General features: G+C 39.3%; 11 protein-coding genes and 1 tRNA gene. 7 read left to right on the top strand and 5 right to left on the bottom strand.

Annotation, left to right across the window (positions count from 1 at the left end; translation table 11 throughout):
• The first annotated feature begins 16 nt into the window (after positions 1–16).
• The 3 genes from G4P69_RS02475 to G4P69_RS02465 all read left to right on the top strand — a co-directional run bounded on the left by G4P69_RS02475 (position 17) and on the right by G4P69_RS02465 (position 4,777).
• Positions 17–1,261 carry an O-antigen ligase family protein gene (locus G4P69_RS02475; RefSeq protein WP_208339752.1) on the top strand — a complete coding sequence of 415 codons (1,245 nt, stop codon included), beginning with the start codon at positions 17–19 and terminating at the stop codon, positions 1,259–1,261.
• The gene (locus G4P69_RS02470; protein WP_208339751.1) at positions 1,258–2,469 is read left to right on the top strand and encodes a glycosyltransferase family 4 protein; all 1,212 of its coding nucleotides are present in this window, start codon (positions 1,258–1,260) and stop codon (positions 2,467–2,469) included. The genes G4P69_RS02475 and G4P69_RS02470 overlap by 4 nt, the downstream gene beginning before the upstream one ends.
• Before the next feature lie 289 nt (positions 2,470–2,758).
• Positions 2,759–4,777 carry an acyltransferase family protein gene (locus G4P69_RS02465; protein ID WP_208339750.1) on the top strand — a complete coding sequence of 673 codons (2,019 nt, stop codon included), beginning with the start codon at positions 2,759–2,761 and terminating at the stop codon, positions 4,775–4,777.
• A 67-nt stretch (positions 4,778–4,844) separates the two neighbouring features.
• Here G4P69_RS02465 and G4P69_RS02460 read toward each other — a convergent pair whose 3' ends face one another.
• Both G4P69_RS02460 and G4P69_RS02455 read right to left on the bottom strand, forming a co-directional pair.
• A complete protein-coding gene (locus G4P69_RS02460) occupies positions 4,845–6,365 on the bottom strand; it encodes a DUF1565 domain-containing protein (protein WP_208339749.1) in 1,521 nt (506 codons plus the stop codon).
• Positions 6,366–6,405: 40 nt separating this feature from the next.
• Positions 6,406–6,729 (bottom strand): hypothetical protein, encoded by a 324-nt coding sequence (locus G4P69_RS02455; RefSeq protein ID WP_208339748.1) that lies wholly within the window; start codon positions 6,727–6,729, stop codon positions 6,406–6,408.
• A 349-nt stretch (positions 6,730–7,078) separates the two neighbouring features.
• Between G4P69_RS02455 and G4P69_RS02450 the strand changes: the two genes are divergently transcribed.
• Positions 7,079–7,150 (top strand) — tRNA-Gln (locus tag G4P69_RS02450).
• A gap of 369 nt (positions 7,151–7,519) precedes the next feature.
• Positions 7,520–9,772 carry a GumC family protein gene (locus G4P69_RS02445; RefSeq protein ID WP_208339747.1) on the top strand — a complete coding sequence of 751 codons (2,253 nt, stop codon included), beginning with the start codon at positions 7,520–7,522 and terminating at the stop codon, positions 9,770–9,772.
• A 217-nt stretch (positions 9,773–9,989) separates the two neighbouring features.
• Here the strand turns inward: G4P69_RS02445 and G4P69_RS02440 are convergent, their stop codons facing one another.
• Positions 9,990–10,469 carry a hypothetical protein gene (locus tag G4P69_RS02440; protein ID WP_208339746.1) on the bottom strand — a complete coding sequence of 160 codons (480 nt, stop codon included), beginning with the start codon at positions 10,467–10,469 and terminating at the stop codon, positions 9,990–9,992.
• 805 nt (positions 10,470–11,274) lie between these two features.
• Here G4P69_RS02440 and G4P69_RS02435 point away from each other — a divergent pair.
• Positions 11,275–12,861, top strand: coding sequence for a hypothetical protein (locus G4P69_RS02435; protein WP_208339745.1), 1,587 nt, complete (start codon positions 11,275–11,277; stop codon positions 12,859–12,861).
• Between the two features lie 170 nt (positions 12,862–13,031).
• Here the strand turns inward: G4P69_RS02435 and recN are convergent, their stop codons facing one another.
• Positions 13,032–14,918: a DNA repair protein RecN gene (gene recN / locus G4P69_RS02430; RefSeq protein ID WP_208339744.1), complete on the bottom strand. Its 1,887-nt coding sequence runs from the start codon at positions 14,916–14,918 to the stop codon at positions 13,032–13,034.
• A gap of 553 nt (positions 14,919–15,471) precedes the next feature.
• Between recN and G4P69_RS02425 the strand changes: the two genes are divergently transcribed.
• Positions 15,472–17,571 (top strand): ABC1 kinase family protein, encoded by a 2,100-nt coding sequence (locus tag G4P69_RS02425; RefSeq protein WP_243902185.1) that lies wholly within the window; start codon positions 15,472–15,474, stop codon positions 17,569–17,571.
• 367 nt (positions 17,572–17,938) lie between these two features.
• On the opposite strand, the gene G4P69_RS40385 is transcribed toward G4P69_RS02425, so the two are convergent.
• Positions 17,939–18,955: a tail fiber domain-containing protein gene (locus tag G4P69_RS40385; protein ID WP_390691840.1), complete on the bottom strand. Its 1,017-nt coding sequence runs from the start codon at positions 18,953–18,955 to the stop codon at positions 17,939–17,941.
• Between the last annotated feature and the right edge of the window lie 84 nt (positions 18,956–19,039).

Genomic DNA, 19,039 nt, shown 5'->3' with positions numbered 1-19,039 from the left:
GTTAACTTTACGGCTAATGAATTTATACACAACTTTATTACATATAACGCTTTTTCTTAGTGGACTGACAGATTTCGTACGTAGATTTAACCTAGGTTCCATAAGTGCTTTAGGTGTACTGACTGTTCTTTTAGCCCTAGCTAGCTGGGTTTTAGTTTTTAGTCGCCCCAAGATGCCCAAAACTGTACTCAATGTGTCTGGGTTAATTGTATTTATCTTAGTACAAATCATCATCTGGATATGGTACATGCACACAAACACCCTACCAGTGGTCAGTGCAATTCAGAACTTGTCAGTATTTGTGGGATTTGTAGGATTTATTGTTCTTAGTTCAATACAGAGTTACCGCACCTTCGATCTACCTCAGTACATGAGTTTGACTTTTACAAGATCTGCTAAATTGTCAGTCATAATTTATGGATTTAGTATTCTCATATCTGGTCCTGGGTCAAGCATGTTGATGAGTGCTCGTTCATTTGCCTTGTTTGCCATTGTTGGGCTTTCTTGGTTCGTGGGAATGTGGCGCTATCGCTTACCGGGAGGGCTATTATGGGGAATTGGCACGGTCTTGACTATTGCTTTTAGTTTCTCCCGCACAGCATTGATCATAAGTATACTTTTATTCCCTATATGTCAGACATCGTTGGCAACAGTCAAAGGGTGGCTGCGGATGATTTTCACTATTTTACTAATAGTGACCGTTTCATACTTGGCATTTAACTATGTACAACCCATACGCGATCGCTTTACGTCTGTAGGAGATAACGCTACCGTTGGTGGAGTTCAAGTTAACACATCCGGACGAAACGATGCTTGGCAAGTCGCATATGCATCAGCTATAGAATCACCTTGGATTGGTAAGGGTCCAGGTTCTGTAACAAATGCACTAGTGGCTTCTGGTTCTAATATCAATCACCCACACAACGACTACTTGCGGATTTTTCATGATTACGGTTTGATTGGCTTAATACTTTGGTTATTGGGATACGGCGGATTGATAGTTAAAAGCTGGCAAAACTGGCAATGGGCAGATCGTAATGATAAAACTAATGCTCATATTCACCTTGCTGCTTTTCTCGCTTTGGTTGCAGTGGCTCTAGCAATGGTTACGGATAACATCGTAGTATATATCTTTGCAATGAACCCTCTTGGAATACTATTAGGAGCTTCTTTAGGAAGTGCAAGTCGCCGTAAAAAAGATATTAAATTGGCGCGAAATTTAGCTCATACATTTGGCAATTTAGGGAACTTAGCTACATGAAAGTGCTAATGCTACATAACCGCTACCAACTTGCAGGGGGTGAGGATGGGGTGGTACAGGCTGAGAAGCAATTGCTAGAAGCAAATGGTCATCAAGTCTGTCTACTGGAAGTGAATAATGACGAGATCAAAACAGCTTGGGATAAAGCTGTAGCTGCTTTCAGCGCAGTTTACTCATATTCAGCAAAACAACAGGTTAACAAACAAATAGTACATTTTCGTCCTGATGTTGCTCATGTACATAACTTTTTTCCATTACTCTCACCTTCTGTATATGATGCTTGTCGGGAAAATAAAGTACCTGTTGTACAAACTCTTCATAACTATCGCTTAGCTTGTCCCAAAGCAATGCCTTTTCGAGATGGGAAGGTCTGTGAAGATTGCATTAATGAACTGATACCTTGGCAAGGTGTTGTACATAATTGCTACCGTAATTCATTGCTAGAAAGCTCAGTTGTTGCAGGAATGCTCACCTGGCACAAGCTACGTCGTACTTGGCTTGAAAGGGTAAATGCTTATATTGTTTTTACCCAATTTCAAAAAGAAAAAATGCTCCAGGCTGGACTTCCAGCACAAAAGATTCATATCAAACCTAATTTTATTTTTCCGCCCTCTTTTTCTGACCAGATTCAGCAGCGTAGCAACTACATACTTTTTATCGGTAGATTATCTCAAGAAAAGGGCGCTGCAGTCTTAATCGATGCGTATATTCAGCATAATTTATGCGTACCGTTAAAGATTGTTGGCGATGGTCCATTACGTGAATCGTTACAACAAAAAGTGCTAAATACTAATGCAGAGAAGTATATTGATTTTTTAGGTTTTAAAGATAAAAAAACAGTCTTTTCTCTTATGCAAGGGGCACAGTTTTTAATCTTTCCTTCAATTTGGTATGAGGGTTTCCCCTTAACGCTTGCTGAAGCTTTTTCTTGCGGTCTACCTGTACTCGTATCTAGATTAGGTGGTATGACGGAAATTGTAGAAAATGGGGTAACAGGGTTTCATTTTGAAGCTGAAAACCCATCTGATTTATCCGCTAAAATTGAATGGGCAATAACCCATCCCGAAACTATAAGTACTATGGGGAAAAATGCGCAGTATACTTATAAGACTAAATATACTCCGGAAACTAACTATCAGCAATTAATGGAAATTTACCAACAAGTTAGGGGAGGTAATGATGAAGGATGTGGTAAAATAAATATCTGAGTATGAAAAATCATTACCTGTTTAGGACTACCGCAAAACGTATCAGCAGCAGTATCTAGGATTTAGTAGCATTACGGATAACTTATTGTGATGTATAACAAATCCTATTGAAGAAGAAGTTAGGAGTCAGGCTCCATCAGGTAGCGGTTGAATCTCTACCTGATTGAAGACCGCCAAAGCCGAAGATTTGGTGAAGTTTTCATCATCTACCAGTAGCACAGAATTCAATGAATTCTGGCTCGTGACTCTTGAATTCTTTCTTGTTGTAGTTCAAAGAGAAACTAATTGAATGGAAACTACCTCCAGCAAAAACTCAACTACTGCGCATTCCAAGTCCGCCTACAGAGTTGATATTGATGGTCTAAGAGCGTTGGCAGTTATTGCTGTCATTATGAACCACTTTAACAAGAACCTCTTGCCCAGCGGTTATTTGGGCGTAGATATATTTTTTGTTATATCTGGTTTTGTTATCACTTCTTCTCTGTCAAAACGACCAAGCAAGAACTTCGGTGACTTCTTGCTTGGATTTTACACAAGACGTATCAAACGTCTTGTTCCTGCACTGGTGTTCTGTGTCTTCATCACCAGCATTCTGGTATGCATGTTCAGCGCCATTCCAGAAACGTCCCTTTGGACTGGCATGGCATCACTCTTTGGTATTTCTAATCTTTATCTGCTAAAGGACTCAACTGATTATTTTGCAACCTCCACAGAACTCAATACCTTTGTCCAAACTTGGTCTCTGGGTGTAGAAGAGCAGTTCTACTTTTTCTTTCCATTCATGGTTTGGTTCACAGGTTTCAGTCGCCTTACCGCCAAAGGAGCAAGAAATCTTTTTTGGGTTACTGGAGTGCTTTGTGTTGCATCTTTGGTTGTGTTCATTTATTTGAGTGAAACCCACGAACATGCTGCTTATTTTTTGATGCCTACACGCTTATGGGAGCTGGGAGCTGGTTGCCTAGTGTTTTTGGGTCTCAAGAATGCTGCTCCTTTCTTTGGTGTAATCAAGAATTTTCCTCCTTTGGTGGTGATTGTTGCTGTTATTGCGGTTTTATTCATCCCTATCGAATTCAAAGTCCAGGCAACCATTACTATGGTGCTCCTCACGGGATTACTCATTGCTTCTCTTCGCCCTGACACCGCAGGCTATAAACTCCTAACCTGCCCTCCAGTAGTATATGTCGGTCTAATTTCTTACTCACTTTATCTATGGCACTGGAGTGTCCTCTCCATCAGTCGCTGGACGCTTGGCATTCATTGGTGGTTTGTGCCTATCCAAATCACTTTGATGTTGTTATTGGCAGTCGTCTCCTATCGTTATGTGGAAACCCCGCTTCGCCGTTCTGAGTGGTCTTCTGTTCGTTGGAAGACCATTGGTTATGGACTGGCTGCTTCCGCTAGTGCAGTTGGGTTTTTGATTGGTCTTTTGACACTTTTCAAGGGGCATCTTTACGCAGGAGCAATCAACCAACTAGAAGAGCGCTATGGAATGAAGTCTTCACCAAATATCGAGATTTGTAACGTATTTGAAGATACCGATGCTGCTACAAAAATCGCTCCCGAGTGTGGTTTTGATCGTTATTATGGACGCCCCACTATCTACCTTTTGGGAGATAGTCACATACACCAATTTAGGAATTCTATCTCTTCTTATGCCGTTAGTAAAAAAATTAACTTTCGTGGCGTCTGGGGCAACTATTGCCTTTTCCCAGCAGCTGTAGTACAGGTGGAGAAAGTTAAATGCTATAAATTGCAAAAGCAGGTTGAAAAGTCATTATTAGAGAGGGTAAAAAAAGGGGATATCATATTTATTGGCAATGCTTTGTATGCCCATTTTTCTGGTTACTGGGGCGATCAATTATATGCTGATCCAAACGGCAATTCTCTTACTTATGAGGATGCCAGCGAGCGTTACTTTCAACACCTAAGGGCGTTTGCTGATGCACTAGTTGCGAAAGGTGCGAAGGTTGTTGTCTATCTAGATAGTGCTCAGTTTGACAAATTATACACTGATGGCTCCAACTGCGACCCCCAGTGGTTCAGACCCTTTCCCAGTAAAGATTGTTTCATAGATAGTTCTGTTTATCTTCACAGAAGAAATAAGGTCTTTTCTTGGGTTTCTGGTTGGGCGGACGACGTCAATAAGTTTGCTTGGGATGCCATTGATTCAACAACTTGTAGTGACGGGGTTTGTCGGGCAAGCCATTATGTCGACGGCAACCATTTCAAGGACTACTATGCCAACTACATATTCTCTGTATTTATCCAAAAGCACTCTTCTGTTCTTAACTCCAGCAAAAATCACTAGACGTTGCTGATTTGAGCTATGAATCCAAGTGCAGAACGCCCCGCATTCTACCACAGTTTCAAAATTGTTAACGCTCTTGACCAGTACCAGTACTACTTCTTCTTACACGGGATGACGGACTACCTTCTTGAATTGCACCAAAGTTTATAGCTTGACTACCACTGTTGGGTCTGTAGTATGAAGAGGGTAAACTACCTGACAGCCTGAACTTAGGGTCAAAAGTCTTTGCTCGAGAACCAACAGGTTTGATGTTAAAGAAGACGTTATTGTCTACACCAACTGAAGCTCCTAATAAATTACCGATATTACCAACTGAACTATAGAAAATATTATTACGAATTTGCTGATTAGGCGTTTCCCCTTGCTCAAAGTTAAATAGACGGGTTGCTGAATTAATATATACTGTGTTGTTGACAAACTTAAAATTGTTCATCTTACCTCTGAAATTGCCAACCAAGATAGGCGTACCAGTTTTCTCAAAAATATTGTGATGAACGTTGAGGTTATTTTTCCCTTCTTTCCCAAACATAGCAAGGGGATAAGTTCCTCCACGAATATAGTTATTGTTAAACTCCGTATTGTCACTGTTTACTTCACACGCATAGAAAGGATTGTTTGGTCCATACCAGAGATTATGATGTACATGAATGCGAGTTGAATTATCAGTGGCTAGAGAAACTGTACTGTTAAAGCTAGAGTTCGCAATTTCACAGTTGTTACATGTATGATGCCATAATTCTAGAGCCATTTGTGGTGTCCAACCACTTCCCCACGCATTCCATTGATCAACCTTAATATCCAAGTTAGAAAATTTAACATTTGTTAAGATTCCAGGTGGACTCTCCCAAGGTTTATCTGGAGACCAAGCATCATTAGTTGATCCTATTCCCTGACCACCGCGTTTTCTAGTATCAATCTTTATATTATTAAATTCAAAATTTGTGAGGTTACCCATAGAAATAGCAGAGGTTTGTCTTCCACCTCCACCTTGAACACGCTTGTTGTAGGAACTATCTGTGATGATAATATTTTCTATTTTACTATCCGAAACTCGTTCAATATTTATTGCTTGATCAGCATAAGCATTAAATTCTAAATTGTGAAGCTCTAACCCATCGCTTTTTCTGACCAATATACCCATTTTATATTGATAATTTTTGCCGCTAAATTTAATGCCCCTAATGCTTAAATTTTTAGCTTTAATCAGGTTCAACTCTCCCAAGATAGTGGTCGTACCGACTCCAGAACCAACGAGGTTAACTCCTGAAGGTACTGACACCTTACCACCTAAATCAAATGTTCCTGCTCCTACACGAATTGTGTTTTGTTGGTCTGCTGGTACTGTAGATAATGCCTTATTCACGCTACGCCAAGGAGAAGACTGTGTACCTTTGCCCTGGTCTGACCCTTTGATGCTTACGTAATAGTTACCAGCAAAGGCTGGTGTTCCATACACAAGAAACATCAGAGGTAATATCGCCGAAATATTAGTGATTTTTCGGCGAAAATTCTTTCTAGCTTGACCAAGCATAGCGTAAATTTTTACGGATAATACCACATATACATTTTTCAGGAAATGCGCATCCATTCCGGATTTTTTCTCGAAAATTTACTGATACGCCTCTAAGCTATTCGTCACTAGGCACTAAGTTCAGTAAAGCTATCCACATATCTGATGGCTCAGAGTAGTAATCAATTTCCACAACTTGATATCGTTTACTTTGAGAACCACATTGCAAAATAACATAGTCACCGGGTTTGACACGCTTACCATGTGCAGTCATGTATCCTTTGTTGAGATTCTCTGCTGTTTCAAATACGTAATCACGACCAGAAACGCTTTGAGTATAATCGTGGGTTTTATGCCTTTGTCTTTTTAATTGACTCAGTAAAAAATTAACTAAAGATAAAAAAAATACACTAGGGTTGATGCTTGACCTGGATGAAGACATAGGAAAGCTAGAAATGTAAAGTACAGAACTAAGGCAAAAGCCGAGTGGTAGTCTCCTTATATTGAAGAACCCAAAAATTAACTTCAACACAATCTCTACTTTTGTAGCAGCTATAATTACCCACGAGCAACCGCACTTTCACTCTTGGCAATCTATATAACTGTAGGACTATCAAATACTGAGGTCACCTTAGATAAGTAATTATACACAATAATCACTATATGATTATGTATTTAAAAAACTGTAATAGGATGCTAGTAATACCCTATGAAAAAAATCTAAAAATAAAATCTCAAAGGGCTTGACACAAATATTGGTATTACTGCTATATTAATAAGTGTCAAATCGTTGGGGCGTAGCCAAGTGGTAAGGCAGCGGGTTTTGGTCCCGCCATCCCTAGGTTCGAATCCTAGCGCCCCAGTTAAATTATCTGAAAATTGATTGTGTGAGTGGCCTTTACTGGGTTGAGTTGTTAAGATAGCTCTATTCAGTCTCACAAATAATTCAGAACATTATCCATTTTCCTTACGTAATGTTACTGTAGTTATGGTGCATCGACCTAAAGTAGTAGATGCTTTGATACTCCAGCCAGGGTGACAGGTCGATTAGATAGGTCTTTAACAAGGCTCCACTCCCTTTTGAGGTTGTGTTGCTCGAGCAAATAGCTACTTGCTTACTTGATTGCGTATAACGCTTAGCCAAGCAGTCAGAAATATAGGCTTGTAACCACTAAAATTCAGTGGAATTAGGGGTCTGTGTACGTAAATTTAAATGAGAAATCACAAAAGCCATGCTGAAGTCAGAGAAATACCCTCACCCTTTACTATCACAAATCAACTCTGCCCAATTAAGTACGGATGATAAAGACGAATTGAATTTGGGCCAAGTTGCAGCTGTTCTCCGTCGCCGAGCGTTGCTAATAGTTGGTGTAACAGGTGTAGTAGCATCGGCGGCTGTGTTGAAAGCAAAAACAGATCCTCCAGAGTATAAAGGCCAATTCCAGATCTTAACCAAGCCTGTAACTGGCGAGAGTTTGGCAGTATCTAATGTGCCTCAAGTTATAGGTACAGGAAGCAAAGATGGAATATCTCCTCCTCAAACAGATGCAGTTGAAACCACCATTCAAGTCCTGCAAAGTCGTGGAATGCTCGAACCTATACTCAAGAGGCTTAGGGAGAAATATCAACACAAATATCCGAAACTTCAACTAGATTACGACTCTGTTCTTGATGACTTTACTATTGAGTCCAAAAAAACTAAAAATATTTTACAAGTCCAATATAAAAACTCCCACGAGGACGTTGTTCGGGATTTTTTATACTTAGTTTCCAATGCTTATCTAAAATATAGCCTAGCAGATCGTCAAGCAGATATCAATCAGGCAATTAATTTTGTAACAAGACAGATCAATCCACTGAAGCAGCGAGTTGAGTACTGGCAAGAAAGACAGCGGCAACTTCGACAAGTAAATAACTTGGTTGAACCAGTGCAGAAAGCTCAACAAGTTTCTGAGCAAATTTCTACTTTGACGAAACAGCGACTAGAGACTCGAGTCCAGCTAGAACAAATGCAAGCTAAGTACCAAGACTTACAGAAGGAGTTTGCACAACAGCAGAATCCAACAGCTAGTAGCCCAATCTTAACTGACAATGAGCGCTACCAAAAGATTCTGGATCAAATCTTCAGCATAGATGCTGAGATTGTTAAACGCTCGTCTATATTTACAGGCGAAGAAGAAGGGGTAAAACGTCTGTCTGAACAGAAAGCAGCGATGATATCAATGCTTACACAAGAAAGAATACGGGTTAATAAAGATTTTCAAAGCCGGATTCACGAACTTCAAGTACGTGATTCGTCACTGGGTACAAAAATAGAGAATCTGAATGCTTCCCTAAGACATATAGCGACTATTAGTCGTGACTACGAGAACATTGAGCGGGAACTAAAAATTGCTACTGATACACTGAATCAATTTTTAGCTAAACAACAAGCACTACAAATTGAGAAAGCGCAAAAGCAGCAGCCTTGGAAATTACTTGATCCTCAACTCACAAAAGTTATGGAACCAGAACCAGTGAGAGATCAAACCAAAACGTATTTAGCCTTAGGTTCAATAGTAGGTTTGTTGTTGGGTGTGGGAGCAGCTTTAGTTGTTGATAAGCTCAGCAATGTTTTCTATACTTCTGAAGAACTCAAAGAAGCAACGACTTTACCACTATTAGGGGTGGTTCCTTTCAAGAAAGAACTTGGAGCATTACAACAGCAAGAAAATGGGAATAACGCTGCAAGTCAAGCAGCTCGGGCGTCATTCTTTGAAGTTTTTCGCTCTCTTTACACTAATATTTTACTTCTTGGTTCTGATACACCTATCCGCTCGCTGGTTATTAGTTCAGCAGAACCTGGAGAAGGAAAAACAACTGTCGCTATCCACCTAGCGTTGTCTGCCGCAGCAATGGGACAACGAGTATTACTGGTAGATGCCAATCTCCGTGCGCCTACAATTCACAATCGTGTAGGACTTATGAATATTCAGGGGTTAACTGATATAATTTCCCAAGACTTGGACTGGAATAATTTGATTGAGCGATCGCCTTTAGAAGACAACCTGTTTGTCCTAACAGCAGGTCCAATTCCGCCAGATCCCGTTAGATTGCTTGCTTCTCAAAAAATGCAGGATCTCATGGAGAACTTACAATCTATCTACGATTTGGTTATTTACGATACCCCGCCTCTTGTGGGTTTTGCAGACGCTAATCTGCTATCTATTAACACTAATGGAACCATACTAGTTGCTGGGCTAGGGCAGCTTAAACGCACTGTCTTCAAGCAAGCACTAGATGAGATTCAAGTATCTGGTACTCCCATTTTAGGTATGGTTGCTAATAAGTCTAAGGACCCCATACCTGCTTCTTACAGTCACTATCAACAGTATTACAAACAAAACATCAACGTAATTGGTGATGATGATGAAGAAAATAGTAGCCATAATATGGCCTCGTTTTCCTCTTCTTTTAGAAGTAGAAGAAGCAATCGACGTAGTTAGCTCTTAACACTCCCACCTCTAAAAGAGGTGGCAAACTGAAGCTATGCCCGTTGATGCAGCCTGCCGCTACATTTTTCCTAGAAGTCTACATCCCAAACTAGGACAAAGGTTGTCCGTTTTTGTCCGGGTTCAACCCAACCCAGCGGGCTTAAGGCTTTGCGTTCAAATATAACGCTGAGTGAACACCGCTATCTGATTAATAAATAACAAATCTCGACTATTTCTCGGGAGTTTTTAAAGCTTGATCTAAAACTTGTCTAGCATGTTCTGCTTTATTACGCGCTTCTTGATACCGCAGATTAACTTGAGCAAAATTTTTGAGAACTTTAAACCCTTCTTTGAGACGAGCAATTTCTTCCTCACTCACAGGTTGATCTGAAAACAGTATATCAACAGCCTTACGCATATCTAATGCTTCTGAGCGTGACTCCTGAACCTTCAGCTTCAGCGATGCTAAGTTGCTCAAAACTTGAACCGCTTGTGTAATCCCATCCTCATCACTAGATGTATCAATTGATGTTTCTTTCACTTCTATCAGTTGCTGAGGACCAAACCCCTCTTCAAGTTCTGTTGGTAACTTGCCTTCTTCCATTAATTGAACAAGTTGATCCATTGCTTTCTCGCGAGCTTTGGCTGAATCTTTGCCAGGAACAGTGAGGAGAATTTCTGGGCTTTGAGCAAGAGTATATTGAACCATATTATCAAGAAAACGATTTAACCAGAAAAGTTGACACTTAACCAAGCCGTGGCTACTTATTTTAACGTGAAATTAAGATAAAAAACTATTCATTATATTAATAATCATAAATTAGCTTTTAGTTTGTTCAATCACTGGTATGAATTTCATAAAGACTCAATAAATTTTGGCATTATGACAAACTGCATGATTGAGATTTCTGTTTCAATTGTTCATAGATGTGAGCTGATATGACCATAGGTTGCAAGCTTTACAAAATGAGAAGTTAAGATTTTATCTATGTCAGCACCCCCTTCTCCCAAGGGGAGACGCTCCTAGGGGAATGGCACGCTCGAAAAACCTAAAAAGGGGCTGACACGGTGACACGGGGACGCGGTGACGCCGGGAAAATTGTATCACCGCGTCCCCGTGTCTCCCCTCTCCGCGTCAGTCTTAACCCTTAACGAGCGTGCCATTCCGCTCCTAGGGGAACGAGCCTCGCCTTTAAGGATAGCTGACCCGAAATTGAAGAAAGTGAACACGATAAACGATAGGATGCATAAACATCATCACTATTTCTTTTAAGAAAGGCAATGCTCTTAAATTTCCAGTACTTAGACAGAATCTTTTTGACTGAGTTTGAGTACTAAGAGTAACAATGTTTACTTAGCCTGTGATATTGTTAAAAATACTACAATTAGCACTTAACCTGATAAGACTCACATTTTACATGCTCAGACAAAGACACCTACCATTACTAGTAATAATTGTATTATATGCAACATGGACAGTAATTATATACCTCTACGGTGTAAACATCCCGATCTTGGATCAATGGGTAGAACCAGGTGAGCAAATAGAAATTTTGTTTCAAAATCGTCTAGATTTTGGAGAACTATTTAGACAATACAATGAAAGTAGAATGTTGTTTCCAAAAATAGCTTTTCTTGCCTTAGCCAACTTTTTAAAAGAATGGAATGTAAAGGCTGAAATGTTATTAGGATTGGGTTTCTCCTTTTTGATGCTGTTAATTGTTTATTTATTGTTGTCATTAACTAATAAGAGCTTTTTAAAAAATATATACATACTCACAGGTTATAATCTTTTATTACTATCTCCATGTTCTTTTAGTAGATGGCTCCGGGGAATAACTTTACATAGGCTTATACCTGATACTTGCATACTTATAAATGCGTTAATTTTTATATTAAATATAAATTTAAGATTAAAAATATTTCTATATTCCATATTCTGTACAATAGCTCAGTATTCTTTCTCGGGAGGAATAATAATATGGATAGTATCAATTGTATTTATTATTGGCGAAAAAAATAATCGTCGTGGTGAAAAGTTTCAAAATTTAGTTGTTTTTATTACGTCTTTTATAATATCAAGTTTATTTTATTTTCAAGAATACAAACAACCGTCATATCATCCACTACCCAGTGAAATATTAAACTTCTCATTTCAACGTATTGTCACTTATTTTTTCTCATTTATAGGCAATATTTTTGGAAATTCCTATGAATCGAGTGGAATTATTGGAATGTGTTTAATTATATCTTTCATTACGCTAGCTGTAATACACTTAACTTATATTAGAGAACAAGCAATCATCTCGTGGATTGGCATTGGGCTTTACACAATTACACTAGGGATATTAAACAGCATGACTAGATTGCAACTTTCATATACTAATGCAACAAGAATTGATTACATAGTGCATCTAGTTTATCTACCTTTATCAATAATAGTCATGTTTCTCTACTTAATTAAATCGGAAAAAGACAAAATTCAAAAATGGGTATCGGTCGGGTTTCTGGTTACAATATCCATTTTGTATATAAATAAAAATTTTCAGACAAATTTTTTAAATAATTTAGTAATATGGCATCATCAATACTCCTATGGTAAAAGCTGTATTCAATTAATAAATTTATATCAAAAAGATGATTGTATTAAATTACTATTTCCTATGTCAGAAAGACCATATCCATGGAAAGCAGAATTAGTAGCTCAAAGGTTTCGGGAACTTAGTAGTTTGAATATTTTAAAACCTGGAATTGTTAAGAAAATAGAGATATCGCCTCAGGGTGAATGGGGATATATCGATTTCTTACAAGAAGACAAAACTATTGGAAAATTTAAAATTCATGGATGGGCAAAGATACAAAATAAACCAGCAGACGCTGTTGTATTAGCTTATTGGAATGACATTATAGATATTTTACCTACCGGTGAACCCAGAAACGACATTTCGCAAATATATGGCTGGAGATATCTAAATTCAGGATGGTCAGGTAATTTTGTTTTGAAAAATCACTCTAGCCACTTCAATAAGTGTGACATAAAAGCTTATGGATTTGATGCAGATCAAAACATCTTATATCCCTTAAAAACCCTTTGTTCCTAGACTCTCATAGCTCTCCTTTACATACTTTCTCCCCCCCCTCACAGGTGTAGGTTTTTTACAGATACATCTAGGAGGGGTGAGACTAGGTAGACCTGGGGGAGAAGGAGGACAAGGAAGAAACAGCAAATTCAAGTATATGTACTGAATATGAGTAAAAAAAACATCCTTGTCTACTTTCCTTCCTTGTCCTCCTTGTCTTGCCAACACCCAGGTGTAAAAAACCTACCCTTGTGAGCTCCCCTGCTCCCCTTCTCCTTTGCTTCATTACTTTTGACTTTTGACTTTTGACTTTTGACTTGGAGCGTAGCGACTGACTCCCCTCCCCGACGGTGCTTAGCCGCTTCCGTTAACAGAGATTCCGCAAACGCGATCGCCTCCGTTGCCGATCTTCCCCCTGCTAACTGCGCCAGTTCTTCCCGGCGTTTGGTTAAATTATCCAACGCAGTGACTCGTACAACAGTACGCTCCTCACTATGTCCGTTGTTTTCTTTTTTACCTTTTACTTGATTAATAACTTGTTTATCTACCCGAAAATGACGATCAGCCATTGCTGCAACTAACGGTTGGTGAGTAACACATAATACTTGATGCCCTTGACTTAACTGATGTAATTTTTCTGCGATCGCTTGTGCAACTCGTCCAGAAACACCAACATCAATTTCATCAAATACCAGTGTCTCAACACCATCTACCTGAGAAAAACAAGCTTTCAGAGCCAGCAAAAATCTGCTCATTTCACCCCCGGAGGCGATCGCTGTCAAAGGTTGTAAAGGTTCTCCAGGGTTGGGACTAAACATAAAAGTAATCTTATCCGCGCCCGTAGCACTAGGATTTATTGGTAAAATTTCGACTTGAAACTGTACCTTTTCCATCGCCAAGGGCTTAAGTTGTCTTAAAAGCTCTCCCTCTAAGTGAGATGCTGTTTCACGACGCAACAACGTTAACTTCTGACAAGCAAGAGTAAGCTGATCCAAACACTCTTGTTCTTTGATCTCTAAACTTTCAAGAGATTGCTCACTGCTGTTAAGTGCGGCTAACTCTTGCTGAATATGCTCGTAGTAAGTAATCACTTCATGCAATGAAGAACCATATTTACGGCAAATTTGCTTTAATTCTCGGATTCGTTCTTCCACTTCCTCCAAACGCTGAGGATCTGCTTCCAAACCTTCTCCATAAGCATTAATTTGCCGTCCCACTTCCATCACAGCTGCTTGAGCATCCTTCACTAAATCCAAAACGGATTGCAACTGTGTATCATATTCCACCATATCATTCAGTGTTGCTTCGCTATCTCCCAGCAAATCTGCTACTGCTGGGGTTTCGCCATCATTTTGGTACAAAGCCTGATAAACTTTGTAACTCATCTGTTGCAATTCCACCACATGACTAAGGCGTTCTCGTTCCTGCAACAGTTGTTCTAATTCATTACCATCGCTGAGGTTTGCGGCTTTAAGTTCCTGTAGTTGATAAGTTAGTAAATCTAGCTGTTGTAGCCTTTCCCGTTCTGATGTTCGGCGTTTTTCTGTGGTTAAATGTGCTTGTTGGTAAGCTGCAAACCGAGAAGCGATGATCTGACGCTGCTTTATTAAAGATTCACCACCGTAGCCATCTAGCCATTCACGGACTTGAGCCGATTGTCCTACTTGTACAGTTTGACCTTGAGCGGTAATTTCTAGTAAGCGATCGCGTAACCCTCCCACCACCTGCTTATTAACTAACACTCCATTCACCCGCAAGCGACTGCGGACATTACTAGAACCCGTTGTAATTTCTCTGCTAACAACTACACAGTTATCATCTATTAAATCGATTTCCTGTTCGCTTAACCAAGCACCTAACATAGCGTTACTAGTAAAGGTAGCTTCTACCATCGCCCTATTAGTCCCAGTACGAACCATACGACTGGAGACTTTACCGCCTAATGTAGCATCAATGGCATCCAGAATAATCGACTTTCCTGCTCCTGTTTCACCTGTCAATACATTCAGTCCAGGAGCAAATTCTAATTCCAATTGGTCTATTAAGGCAAAATTTTCTATTCGCAGACAGAGCAACATCAAGCAAAATTCTCCGTAAGGACAGACGCCGACTAATTCTTATTTAAGTGATACTAGAAAAAGTGCTGTAGTAAATAGTTATACTTAATACCTTTAGATTAAGTCTACGCCCAAAAGAAGTGTACCAAACATAGCTTATTTTGACTTAAATTAATATTGCCCCCAAAGATAGACATTTTCGGCTGAACAGGAGTAGGCTTTGTTTAGCAGTGGTTGATAAATCAATTGTTTCCGCGCTTTACACTCCTTGCTCTAATATACACACTCGTCTGAAAAAATGTTACGATTTGTTAAAAGATTAAAAGAGGAGTCAGGAGTCAGAATTCAGAAGTCAGAATAAATCTCGTCCTTAGATTTTACTCAAACAAAATTAAAGACAACGTGTAGACATTTATAAGATGAAACCCTATACTCATCAACTATTTACACTTTTCTCATTACGAACGCTAGATTTTTATGCTGGTAAACCTGGCTACAGAACTGGCTCCTCCTGACTCCTGACTTCTGAATTCTTTTCATTAAAAGTATTTATTCTTAATATAGTGTTAAGTCCATGATTCCTAAGACAGTTCCCCATACATCGCAACGGATTAAGCCAGATTATCGTGTGGGTAAGCACCCTCAAAACGGACTTTCCATTGGGAATGGTTCTGTAGATGTTGTCCATCAAGACGAACTGTCTGTTGACCTAGCACCTGAAAATGGGGTAGTCAAGGAAGTTATCACCTTACCAGCCACAAAAGAAGTGCAACAGCAGGAAATCCTCGTAACAAAAAAAGCAGAATCAGAAACAATAAAATACGAGCCGTTGGAGATTGCTGAGCATTACCAAAAAAGACCCCTGCAAGTTCTGCGCCGTGTTTTCACGGTTTTAGTTCCAACTTTTGCCTTTGTTTTTGGAGTGTGGTGGGACAGGAAAAGGGGAATTGTTGTTAAAGACGATCACAGGCGTGCAGTTATGTTACGAGAACTGCTCACAACACTTGGACCAGCCTATATTAAAATCGGACAAGCTTTATCCACCCGACCAGATCTAGTTCCTCCTGTGTATTTAGAGGAACTCACGCAGCTACAGGATAAGTTACCAGCCTTTCCCAACGAAATCGCTTACCAATTTATTGAAGAAGAACTAGGAGCTTCTCCACAAGAGATTTATGCTGAACTCTCACCCCAGCCGATCGCCGCTGCTTCTTTAGGACAAGTTTACAAAGGTAAGCTGAAAACAGGAGAGGAAGTTGCTGTTAAAGTTCAACGCCCTGATTTACGAGAAAGCATCACAATAGACTTATACATTTTGCGCAAATTGGCAGGATGGGCGCAGAAAACTATTAAACGAGTGCGTAGCGATCTTAAAGGAATCCTTGATGAATTAGGTACTCGCATCTTTGAAGAAATGGACTATATCCATGAAGGGGAAAATGCTGAAAGATTTGCCCAGCTTTATGGTCATATGAAAGATGTCTATGTACCAAAAATTTATTGGGAATACACCAACCGTCGCGTCTTGACGATGGAGTGGATTAATGGGCTGAAATTAACCCAGACACAAGAAATTCGTGATTTAGGGATAAACGCTCGTTATTTAATAGAAGTGGGTGTCCAGTGTTCCTTACGCCAATTGCTAGAAAATGGGTTTTTCCACGCCGATCCTCATCCAGGTAACTTATTAGCGACACTAGACGGGAAATTGGCTTATCTCGACTTTGGAATGATGAGCGAGATTCAGCCACCCCAGCGCTACGGTTTGATTGAGGCGATCGTTCACGTTGTTAACCGGGATTTCGATGCTTTGGCAAAGGACTACGTTAAATTAGACTTTTTGTCACCAGACACTGATTTAACACCGATTGTACCAGCCTTTGCTAGAGTATTTGCCGACGCACAAGGCGCTAGTGTTGCTGAATTGAACATTAAAAGCATCACTGACGAACTATCAGCTTTAATGTATGAGTATCCCTTCCGCGTACCACCATACTACGCTTTGATTATTCGTTCGTTAGTCACACTTGAAGGTATTGCTATCTATATAGATCCCAACTTCAAAGTCCTTAGCGAAGCCTATCCGTATGTTTCTAAACGCCTATTAACCGATACCGCACCACAATTAAGAGCGTCTTTGCAAGATTTACTCTTTAAAGATGGGAGGTTCCGCTGGAATCGCTTAGAAAACTTATTACGCAATGCTCGGAATAATCAAGATTATGACTTCAATCTAGTTTTCACCCAAGCAATAGACTTTTTGTCCTCTGAAAGAGGCGCTTTTATTCGTGACAAACTCGTAGATGAAATTGTCAAAGGGCTAGATGGTGTAAGCAAAAATGTTTTCCATCAGCTTACATATCGTGTTGGTTTAACAACAGATAATAATACTGTTGTTACAACCCCCGAGCAACAACAAACATTGGAGCACATAAAAAATATATTAACAATTCTTCAACAAACCCGTGGTTTTGATCCAACACAACTTGTTCCCCAAATTGTTCAGTCCTTGTTTAATCCAGGAGTGCAACGGTTAGGTCAACAAATAGGTAGTCAATTACTGCAAAAGTTTTTGGTCAGATTGCTCCGAGAATTGTTGGTATCGGAAGAAGTGCATCCTAATAAACCTTTAGAAAAACCTTCTCAGTTGTCTTTACCACCTGCAAAGGTATAGTTCCCGAAGTGAAACACAAAAAAATCCTAAAAATGTTGGGTTGAGGGACGAAACCAGACCTTTAAACGCCTCTATCCCTCTCCCACAAAGCTTTTCAGATTCCCTTCTAGAGCGCCGGTCGAGTAGAAGGCGTTGACAAAAACAGAATTATGTGTATTAGGACAAAACGTTTATTTCTAGCTCAATTTTTAAGTCTAGTTAAAGGCGATGTCTACGACGGGCTACGCCTACGCATTAAAACTCAGTGTCTAAAAGTTCGGTTTACAGAACACGTATATGTTGCACTTTACGTCAAGTACAAGTACTTGACCGGCGCTCTAGGGGACATTTATTTTGTTAACGAGGTCATTTAATTTGTTACTCGACACTAACTCTTTTCTAAATTTTGTACTTTATCTGTCAACCTTGCTATCTGTATTTGCTGATTTTCTAGTTTCTTATTTAATACTGTAATTGTGGCTTGTTGGATTTTTATAGCTTGAGTTAATACGGCGATGATATCTAAATGTCTAACCATTTTTTTATCTGTTGACGCAATTAAATCTGGAACATCTTCAGCTATAAATCCCAAATGCTGTGCTTGTGTTGGGTCATTTTTATAACTATATTTTATAGGCTTGAGACTACTTAAAGTTTCTGCAACTTCTTGAGAAGAAATTTCACTGATATTATTTTTCAATTCTCTAGAAGAATTTTGATACAAATCACCATTTATACGAATATTTCCTTCGACGTGGAGTTTTGTTTTTAAATCATCCCCTGATGTCCCAATCCCCACGTTGCCTGTAGCTGTCACTATTAGTTGAGTTGTGCCATTGCTATCTACTAAATGGGTTATCGGTTGTTGGTAAATAAAGTTAGTTTGGTCTGATAAATCATTATCAAATGGTGCGTTGATAGTTAAAGTTTCATCATTAGTAATTGCAGTAATGGTTCTGGTTTGATTATTATTGATAGTGATGTTATCACCGATATTCAACTGTTGTAAAAAAGCTGTTTGATAACCATTAACTCTTGTATTATCACTTTTAATTTTGCCTTGTCCCTGGATATATTTCGCACCTTGGACGTGTAATCTAGCTGTGGGTTTATCTACATCTATACCGACATTTCCATTATTATTTAATACAATTATTCGGGTAGCATTTGCAGTTTTAAATGACAAGTTGTTCTCACTAGAAATTACACCGGTGTTCAAGGTAATGGCTTGATCAAAGTGATAGCTATCGAGATTAGTTTGGAAATATATTCTATTATTATTCTGGGGTGCTATATTCACAAAATCTGTGTTGTTGCTAATTCGTACTGTTCCGGCTACATGGAGTTTTTCCTGGGGTGTGTCTATACCAATACCGACGTTACCATTACTATGCAACAAAGTCATTTGGGTGACGCCATGAGTTTGCAGTGACAAGTTGGTATTCGCATCACTACCAATCAACCCTGTAGCAATGGTAATCCCTTTGTC

Source organism: Aetokthonos hydrillicola CCALA 1050 (assembly GCF_017591665.1).
GTDB lineage: Bacteria > Cyanobacteriota > Cyanobacteriia > Cyanobacteriales > Nostocaceae > Aetokthonos > Aetokthonos hydrillicola.
This window is presented reverse-complemented; position numbering and strand designations above follow the sequence as displayed.